We start from the raw sequence: 9,215 nt of genomic DNA, 5'->3' as shown, positions 1-9,215 counted from the left end.
TGATTTGTTAGCGCAACCAGTAGATCACACTTCATCGTGCTTTTCATTTTTCTGGGGAACCCTCAGCCCACAGGGAGAGGGAGATAATAAGTAGTGAGTACTTACATCACAGCTGCAAACGCCTGCGCCACGCGCTGGACGTTGCTGGCATTCAGACCCGCCACGCACATACGGCCGCTGGCGATCAGGTAGACACCGAACTCTTCACGCAGGCGATCGACCTGCGCTGCGCTCAGTCCGGTGTAGCTGAACATCCCGCGCTGCTTGAGAAGATAATCAAAGTTATGCCCAGGCACGGCCTCTTTCAGGACGTTAACCAGCTCCTGACGCATCGACAGGATGCGCTTACGCATCGCTTCCACTTCCGCAAGCCAGGTGGCTTTCAGTGTTTCGTCACCGAGAACTGTCGCCACCACCTGCGCACCAAAGTTCGGCGGGCTGGAGTAGATCCGGCGGACCGTCGCTTTCAGCTGGCCGAGTACGCGTCCCGCGGCTTCGGCGTCTTCACACACCACGGACAGACCGCCAACGCGCTCGCCGTACAGGGAGAAGATTTTTGAGAAGGAGTTGCTGACCAGAGCGGGAAGCCCCGCGCTGGCAATCGCGCGAATGGCGTAGGCGTCTTCCTCCATGCCCGCGCCAAAGCCCTGATAGGCGATGTCGAGGAACGGGATCAGGTTACGCGCCTTCAGTACCTCGATCACCGCATCCCACTGGGCATTGGTGAGGTCCGCACCCGTCGGGTTATGGCAGCACGGATGCAGCAATACGATACTGCGCTCCGGCAGGGTGTTCAGTTTTTCCAGCAGCGCATCAACGCGCACGCCGTTCGTTTCGCTGTCGAACCACGGATAGGTTTCAACCTTAAAGCCCGCGCCCTCGAAGATCGCAACGTGGTTTTCCCACGTCGGGTCGCTGACCCACACGCCGGAATCCGGGAAGTACTTTTTCAGGAAATCTGCGCCTACCTTCAGCGCACCCGAGCCACCCAGCGTCTGGATAGTCGCCACGCGCTTTTGCGCGAGCACCGCGTGGTCCGCACCAAACAGCAGCGGCGCGATAGTGTTGCGGTAGGTGTTTAATCCTTCCATCGGCAGATAAAGCGAAGCACCGTGCGGGGTTGCGTTAAGACGCGCTTCAGCTTCGGCAACGGCTTTCAACTGAGGAATGATGCCGTCTTCGTTGTAGTAAAGACCAATGCTGAGGTTCACTTTGTCGCTGCGAGGATCTTCTTTGAAACGCTCCATCAAGGAGAGGATAGGGTCGCCGGCGTAGGCGTCTACTTTCTGAAACACGCGATGTTCTCCGGATTATTATGAGGCAGGGAATTCAACAATAAACCGGAAGCGGAAGAAGATCGAGGGGATGTTAACAGAAGCGGGATGCACCGCATCCCGCTCATGCTTAGTCGACATATTTCATCGCGACCCTTGAGGTAAGACGCGTGATAAGTTCGTAAGCACTCACTTTTGTTATTTCAGCAATACGTTCTACCGGCAGGCCTTCGCCCCACATCACCGCATCGTCCCCCGCTTTATCCTGCGCGTCGGGCCCCAGATCAACACAAATCATGTCCATCGCCACGCGGCCGACAATCTTCACTTCACGACCGTTGACCAGCACCGGCGTGCCCGTTGGTGCGGCGCGGGGATAGCCGTCACCGTAGCCCATCGCCACCACGCCAAGACGGGTATCGCGCTCGCTGATCCAGGTGCCGCCGTAACCTACCGGCTCTCCCGCTTTGTGCTCACGCACGGCAATCAGCTTTGAAACCAGCGACATCACCGGCTTAAAGCCAAAGTCCGGCCCCCAGGGTTTGTGCTCCAGTGGCGATACGCCGTAAAGAATGATGCCCGGACGCGCCCAGTCGAAGTGCGACTGCGGCCACAGCAGAATACCGCCGGATGCCGCGATCGAGCGCATCCCCGGTTTGCCTTCGCAGAAGGTATTGAAGATATCAAGCTGCTGTTCCGTTGCGCCGCATTCAGGCTCATCGGCGCGGGCAAAGTGGCTGACGATGTTTACCGGCTGACGCACATTTTTGCACTGACACAGACGCTGATAAAACGCCTCCGCGCTTTCCGGCCGCACGCCCAGACGGTGCATGCCCGTGTCGAGCTTCATCCAGACGGTGACCGGCTCGCTCAGTTCGGCCGTTTCCAGCGCGGCCAGCTGTTCTTCGTTATGCACCGCCGTGTGCAGGTGCTGATCGGCAATGGTCGGCAGGTCCGAGGCTTCAAAAAAGCCTTCGAGGAGCAGAATCGGTTGCGTAATTCCACCTGCGCGCAGGCGGAGAGCTTCTTCGAGACGGGCGACGCCAAAAGCGTCGGCATCGGGGAGCGTTCGCGCGGTCTCAAGAAGACCGTGTCCGTAAGCGTTCGCTTTCACGACTGCAACGAGCTTACTGGCGGGCGCCAGTTCTCGCAGACGTTGCAGGTTGTGTCGCAGAGCGCGGCGGTTAATAACAACAGTTGCCGCTTGCATTTGAATTCCTTAGAAATTACTCATCATCATATTGAGGACCGGCATAGTTGTCGAAACGCGACCACTGGCCGTTAAAGGTCAGACGTACCGTACCGATGGGGCCGTTACGTTGCTTACCAATAATAATTTCGGCGATCCCTTTCAGGTCGCTGTTCTCGTGATAAACCTCATCACGGTAGATGAACATGATTAAGTCGGCATCCTGCTCGATGGAGCCGGATTCACGCAGGTCGGAGTTGACCGGGCGCTTGTCTGCACGTTGTTCCAGAGAGCGGTTAAGCTGCGACAGCGCCACCACCGGCACGTGCAGCTCTTTGGCTAACGCCTTGAGCGAGCGCGAAATCTCGGCAATCTCCAGCGTACGGTTGTCGGAAAGCGACGGAACGCGCATCAGCTGAAGGTAGTCGATCATGATGAGACCGATGCCACCGTGTTCACGGGCGATACGGCGTGCGCGGGAGCGCACTTCCGTCGGCGTCAGGCCGGAGGAGTCATCAATATAGATGTTCCGTTTTTCCAGCAAAATCCCCATGGTGCCGGAGATCCGCGCCCAGTCCTCATCGTCCAGCTGACCGGTACGGATGCGGGTCTGATCCACGCGCGACAGGGACGCCAGAGAACGCATCATGATCTGTTCAGAGGGCATCTCCAGACTGAAGATAAGCACCGGCTTATCCTGCAACATCGCCGCGTTTTCGACGAGGTTCATTGCAAATGTCGTTTTACCCATCGACGGACGTGCGGCCACGATAATCAAATCCGACGGCTGAAGACCTGCCGTTTTCTTGTTGAGATCGTCATAACCGGTGTTCACCCCCGTCACGCCATCGTGCGGCTGCTGGAAAAGCTGCTCAATACGTGCGACGGTGGCGTCGAGCACATCGGCGATGTTTTTCGGGCCTTCGTCTTTATTCGCACGGCTTTCGGCGATTTTAAAGACGCGGGATTCCGCCAGGTCGAGCAGATCTTCGCTGGTGCGCCCCTGGGGATCGAAACCGGCCTCGGCGATCTCATTCGCCACCGAGATCATCTCGCGGACAACGGCACGTTCACGAACTATATCAGCGTAAGCGCTGATATTCGCGGCACTTGGCGTGTTTTTTGACAGTTCTGCCAGATAGGCAAATCCGCCGACGCTGTCGAGCTGTCCCAGACGCTCCAGCGATTCTGCGAGCGTAATCAGGTCGATCGGGCTGCCCGACTCCTGCAAACGCGCCATTTCCGTAAAGATGTGGCGGTGCGGGCGGGTATAGAAGTCTTCCGCGACAACGCGCTCGGCGACGTCGTCCCAGCGTTCGTTATCCAGCATTAAACCGCCCAACACCGACTGTTCCGCTTCAATCGAGTGCGGCGGGACTTTTAACCCGGCGACCTGATAATCACGCTCACGAGGTTCAGTCTGTTTGTTGAAGGGTTTGTTTCCTGCCATAGTGAATGGAGTTACCGAGATAAAGAGTGGGTCGAAAGATTACCACATTCTGGAGGAAGCATGGCAACACGTATTGAATTTCACAAGCATGGTGGCCCTGACGTACTCAAAGCGGTGGAATTTACCCCCGCTGCGCCTGGCGAGAACGAAATCCAGGTGGAAAACAAAGCTATCGGCATTAACTACATCGATACCTATATTCGCGGCGGCCTCTATCCGCCTCCGTCGATGCCGAGCGGGCTGGGCACAGAGGCGGCCGGCATCGTCAGCAAAGTGGGCAGCGCGGTTAAGCACATTAAGGAAGGCGATCGCGTGGTGTACGCGCAGTCGGCGCTGGGCGCTTACAGCTCCATCCATAACGTTCCGGCCGAGAAAGCGGCGCTTCTGCCAAATGCGATCGGCTTCGAGCAGGCTGCCGCCTCATTCCTGAAAGGGCTGACGGTCTATTATCTGCTGCGTAAAACCTACGAAATTAAGCCTGACGAGCAATTCCTGTTTCACGCAGCCGCAGGTGGCGTGGGGCTGATTGCCTGCCAGTGGGCGAAAGCCCTGGGCGCGAAGCTGATCGGCACCACAGGCAGCGCGCAAAAAGCGCAGCGTGCGCTGGACGCGGGCGCATGGCAGGTGATCAACTACCGGGAAGAGAGCATCGTTGAGCGGCTAAAAGAGATCACTGGCGGCAAAAAGGTCCGCGTGGTGTATGACTCGGTGGGGAAAGACACCTGGGAATCTTCGCTGGACTGCCTGCAACGTCGCGGGCTGATGGTGAGCTTCGGTAACGCCTCCGGGGCTGTCACCGGGGTGAACCTGGGCATTCTGAATCAGAAAGGATCACTGTACGTCACTCGCCCTTCCCTGCAAGGTTACATCACCAACCGGGAAGAACTTGAGGAAGCCAGCAACGAGCTGTTCTCGCTGATCGCCAGCGGGGTGATTAAAGTGGATGTGGCAGAGGCGCAGAAATATCCGCTGACCGATGCGCAACGTGCGCATGAGGTGCTGGAGAGCCGGGCAACGCAGGGGTCGAGTCTGTTAATTCCCTGAGCCATAAAAAGAAATTGGGCTTCCCGTGGGAAGCCCTTTCTTTTTTTAGTTCGGCTGTATGTAGGGTACAGCTCGATGAATTCTTTAGCGGCAGCCATAGTGACAGATTCGATAAGTAAATCCTATTCTGTTCTAAGGATTGCTGCCGGAAAAGTTGCAGGTATGTGACGTACCCCTCAATACCTTAGTAACGGAAGCGGTTATTACGCTGATAACTGGGCAGTTTTGGCGATTTAATCGCCCGTATCGCCCATACCACCGCAATCGCCAGAAGTAACCACGGCAAGAGTTTAATCGTCAGGGCAAATAAACCGCCGACAAACATCACCACCGTGGCCACAACGAGCGCGGCCAGGATACCGAGCAGCGACACGCCCGTGACCATCAGCATGATAAAGAAACCAATCACAAAAAGTAGTTCAAGCATGGTGCTCTCCCACGAGTTCCCGAATGATGCTGCGATCGTTACAAGAAACATGCCAAAAATAAGTTGTTGTTCTGAAAGCAAAACGCCCCGCAATGTGTTGCAGGGCGTGGCGTATTTGACCATCTTTTAGCGAAATTTAACGTTTATCCGCAACCAGACGCAGCGCGTGTTCCAGTACCTCAATATCCGCACCGGCTTTATGCGCGTTCTCGCTGAGATAACGACGCCACTGGCGCGCACCAGGAATGCCCTGGAACAGGCCAAGCATATGGCGGGTAATGTGGCCCAGATACGTACCATGACTCAGTTCGCGCTCAATGTACGGATACATGGCGCGCACTACGGCCACGGGATCGGTGTCAGCACCCTCAACGCCAAAGATTTCCCGGTCAACCGTCGCCAGAATGCCCGGATTCTGATACGCCTCGCGTCCGACCATCACGCCATCCATATGTTCGAGGTGCGCTTTGGCCTCGTCCAGCGACTTAATACCGCCATTGATCGACATGGTCAGGTGTGGGAAGTCGCGTTTCAGCTGGTACACGCGCGGGTAGTCCAGCGGCGGGATCTCGCGGTTTTCTTTCGGGCTGAGGCCTGAGAGCCAGGCTTTACGGGCGTGGATGATAAACATCTCGCATTCACCCTTCCCTGATACCGTGTTGATGAAATCACACAGAAACTCATAGCTGTCCTGGTCGTCTATGCCGATACGGGTTTTGACCGTGACCGGGATAGAGACGACGTCGCGCATCGCTTTGATGCAGTCCGCCACCAGGTGTGCATTTCCCATCAGACACGCGCCGAACATACCGTTTTGCACACGGTCGGACGGGCAACCGACGTTGAGGTTAATCTCGTCATAGCCGCGTTCTTCAGCCAGCTTCGCGCACTGCGCCAGCGCAGCCGGATCGCTGCCACCCAGTTGCAGCGCAACCGGATGCTCCTCTTCGCTGTACGCCAGATAATCGCCCTTGCCATGAATAATTGCGCCGGTAGTGACCATTTCGGTGTACAGCAGCGTATGGCGGGAGAGCTGGCGCAGGAAATAGCGGCAGTGTCTGTCCGTCCAGTCGAGCATTGGCGCAATGGAGAAACGGTGTGCAGGGAAAGCGGTCTGGAATTCTGACGACATGGCGAAGTTTTAAGCATCTGGTGGAAAAGGGGCGCTACTATAGCATAAAGAAAAGCCGGAGGCGCAGCGCCTCCGGTGGACTTTAGAACGTCATGCTCAACTGTGCCCCTGCGCCCCAGGTCTCGTCTTCGCCATAAAGCCCCATCAGGTCAACGTGGACGGCGTTGAACGGCGCGAAACCGACACCGCCGGTAAAGACGTTGCTGTCGTTCCCTTTCATATCCGCACGATAACCGGCGCGTACTGCCAGCCAGCTCAGTGGCGTGACTTCGGCACCGACGCCAACGTACTGGGAGGTGTCTTCGCTTTTAAAGCCCTTGGTTTCGGTCAGATCGCCGTCTGCGGTAAGCGTGACCAGATCGTTATGCCAGGCGGCCCCGGCAGTGACCAGCGGACGGATCTGATAGGTGTCTTTATAACTCACTACCTCTCCCGTGCGTCCGTTGCGAATGCGGATATCTTTGGTATCGATATCGCGCGACATCAGGTTTTGTCCGCTCACACCGACCGTCCAGTTTTCACCGAAATCAGCCGCAATACCGGCATCGACGTTGAAGCCAGTGTCGTCGGTACGGTAGCGGCTGTCGTTCCACTTATTACTGTCGTAATCGTAGATTGAGGTGGTGTAGTTATAGAGCCAGGTTTTTTGCAACTTCGGCGTGACGCCAACGGAAACCGGAACGCCGCCAAGATCGAACTGACGGGCCACCGCAATACCGTAGTCGGACACAATCGCCGCCCGACCAGACGCCGTAGAGTTAAGGTTTTTGGTGATCTGATCGGTACCGTTTAGCGCGGCATCCAGCGCCACACCGGCAGCCACCGCATCGCTTCGTTGTATACCGCGCAGATAATCAATGTCCTGCTGATCGATTGAAGAGCTGACCCGGCCATGGGCATAGCCTTTTGCCATAAAGGCCACGGAAAGAACATCGTTAGGGATACTGACGGCAATCCCCGCCCCTGCGGTGGCGTGTGCGGTCTTGCCTTTCAGGTAGTCCAGTTCATCAGCGAGATCTTTCGCTGCGCCCTGGAACTGATTGATCGAACCTAATGGATTGGTGATAACTTCAATGGGGGTCAGACTATCAACCACATCCTTGTAATGATTGATTTTGTCGTTAATGGTATCAATCTCGTCCTGAAGATTGTCTTCATCGGTCACCTGCACGCCAACGGGCGGCAAAATAACCGTCACATCATCCTCGGGCTTAGATTTTGCCAGCAACGCGGGGTTGATTAACGCCCCGCTGCCATAGCTCCCTGCCGCGACACCCGTTCCGCCCATTGCGTCGCTACGCGCTTCCGTCCAGGTATTGGCTGCTCCCGCCTGATTTGCCATAAAAAAGGAGACAGCGATGCTAACCATCGAAAATTTAAAATGTTTTTTCACAGTGTGCTCGTAAATAGTTTGTTATTAGTTAACCCTGTCTGTTATCACCCAAACAGGAACGAACTATTGCTGTGAATAAGTGCAAAAAGACCCGCTATTTCCTTAAGTTAAATTCCATCCCGGCCTGTTGTAATATGTGACGACCATCAATATTTATAGAAGAGGAAATTATTTTCGCCCAGGTTTTCCATCGTGCGGCCCAAAAAACTGAGGCGGATGGTCGACCCAGCGGTCTTCGCGCGTCGCGGCATACACCGGATTGAGCGGATAGTAGATACGGTTATGTTTTTTATTGGCCTCACCCACCACCAGTAAGCGCACCTCTTCATCGGTATTGTTGATAAAGGTGTGACACACGCCCGTCCCGGCTGGAAATCCCACGCTGTCTCCGGGTTCGAGCTTCCATAAATAGCCATTGATCCAGGCCTCAGGGTAACCCTCCAGAACGTAAACAAACTCCTCTTCGTCGCTTTCCGCATGCGGATAAGATGTGCGGCGTCCGGGCGGCAGCCGTTCATGGTGAATACCAATGCGGCCGAGACCCAGTTTGCGGGCCAGCGGCGCGCCAATAGAAAAACGTTCGTTGCTGTCAGGATACGTTGCGTCATCAGCGCCTTCCACGTCCCGCCAGTGCCGAATACAGTCAGGTCTTTTCATTTTGCGATCTCCTGATTTGCGATGCGTCAGGTATAGCACAGCCTGGCGGATCTCGGTGTTTTTAGCAGAACATGATAAAGTGAGAGTTTTCACCCCTTACCACATCCGAGGTGCCCGATGGACAAGTCCACAAAAGAGCTGTTAGCGCAAGCTGAAAAGCTGTGCGCGCAACGCAATGTGCGCCTGACCCCGCAGCGCCTTGAGGTACTGCGTCTGATGAGCCTGCAACAGGGCGCCATCAGCGCCTACGATCTGCTCGATCTGCTGCGTGAAAGCGAGCCGCAGGCAAAACCGCCGACCGTTTATCGGGCGCTGGATTTTCTGCTGGAGCAAGGATTTGTGCATAAAGTGGAATCAACAAACAGCTATGTGCTGTGCCATCTTTTTGACCAGCCAACTCACACGTCCGCCATGTTTATCTGCGATCGCTGTGGTGTGGTGAAAGAAGAGTGTGCGGAAGGTGTGGAAGATATTATGCATACGCTGGCAGCCAGAATGGGCTTTGCGCTGCGCCATAACGTGATTGAAGCCCACGGCTTATGTTCTGCCTGCGTGGAGGTGGAGTCATGCCGTCATCAGGATGACTGTCAGCACGATCACTCTATCCTGGTGAAGAAAAAGCCGCGTTAAAGCCAAAGAAAAAGGCGGC

General features: G+C 55.8%; 9 protein-coding genes. 2 read left to right on the top strand and 7 right to left on the bottom strand.

The features are described 5' to 3' along the window. Positions 1 to 101: 101 nt before the first annotated feature. The 3 genes from tyrB to dnaB all read right to left on the bottom strand — a co-directional run bounded on the left by tyrB (position 102) and on the right by dnaB (position 3,913). Positions 102 to 1,295, bottom strand: coding sequence for an aromatic amino acid transaminase (tyrB, locus tag ACOTYB_RS20995; protein ID WP_032661168.1), 1,194 nt, complete (start codon positions 1,293 to 1,295; stop codon positions 102 to 104). 109 nt (positions 1,296 to 1,404) lie between these two features. Then, positions 1,405 to 2,484, bottom strand: a complete 1,080-nt coding sequence (alr, locus tag ACOTYB_RS20990) for an alanine racemase (protein ID WP_023324011.1) — start codon at positions 2,482 to 2,484, stop codon at positions 1,405 to 1,407. Positions 2,485 to 2,500: 16 nt separating this feature from the next. Further along, a complete protein-coding gene (gene dnaB / locus ACOTYB_RS20985; RefSeq protein ID WP_003860298.1) occupies positions 2,501 to 3,913 on the bottom strand; it encodes a replicative DNA helicase in 1,413 nt (470 codons plus the stop codon). A gap of 60 nt (positions 3,914 to 3,973) precedes the next feature. Between dnaB and ACOTYB_RS20980 the strand changes: the two genes are divergently transcribed. Next, the gene (locus ACOTYB_RS20980) at positions 3,974 to 4,957 is read left to right on the top strand and encodes a quinone oxidoreductase (protein ID WP_003860300.1); all 984 of its coding nucleotides are present in this window, start codon (positions 3,974 to 3,976) and stop codon (positions 4,955 to 4,957) included. 184 nt (positions 4,958 to 5,141) lie between these two features. Here the strand turns inward: ACOTYB_RS20980 and pspG are convergent, their stop codons facing one another. The 4 genes from pspG to ACOTYB_RS20960 form a co-directional block, all read right to left on the bottom strand. Continuing rightward, positions 5,142 to 5,384: an envelope stress response protein PspG gene (gene pspG / locus ACOTYB_RS20975; protein ID WP_003860302.1), complete on the bottom strand. Its 243-nt coding sequence runs from the start codon at positions 5,382 to 5,384 to the stop codon at positions 5,142 to 5,144. Between the two features lie 136 nt (positions 5,385 to 5,520). Continuing rightward, positions 5,521 to 6,516, bottom strand: a complete 996-nt coding sequence (gene dusA / locus ACOTYB_RS20970; RefSeq protein WP_003860304.1) for a tRNA dihydrouridine(20/20a) synthase DusA — start codon at positions 6,514 to 6,516, stop codon at positions 5,521 to 5,523. A gap of 82 nt (positions 6,517 to 6,598) precedes the next feature. Further along, positions 6,599 to 7,885: a conjugal transfer protein TraF gene (gene traF, locus ACOTYB_RS20965; RefSeq protein WP_409249025.1), complete on the bottom strand. Its 1,287-nt coding sequence runs from the start codon at positions 7,883 to 7,885 to the stop codon at positions 6,599 to 6,601. 192 nt (positions 7,886 to 8,077) lie between these two features. Further along, positions 8,078 to 8,566, bottom strand: a complete 489-nt coding sequence (locus tag ACOTYB_RS20960) for a cupin domain-containing protein (RefSeq protein ID WP_003860307.1) — start codon at positions 8,564 to 8,566, stop codon at positions 8,078 to 8,080. 117 nt (positions 8,567 to 8,683) lie between these two features. Between ACOTYB_RS20960 and zur the strand changes: the two genes are divergently transcribed. Further along, on the top strand, positions 8,684 to 9,196 hold the full coding sequence (zur, locus tag ACOTYB_RS20955; RefSeq protein ID WP_003860309.1) for a zinc uptake transcriptional repressor Zur: 513 nt from the start codon (positions 8,684 to 8,686) through the stop codon (positions 9,194 to 9,196). Positions 9,197 to 9,215: the final 19 nt, after the last annotated feature.

Source organism: Enterobacter cloacae complex sp. IR5450 (genome assembly GCF_049238665.1).
GTDB lineage: Bacteria > Pseudomonadota > Gammaproteobacteria > Enterobacterales > Enterobacteriaceae > Enterobacter > Enterobacter hormaechei_C.
This window is presented reverse-complemented; position numbering and strand designations above follow the sequence as displayed.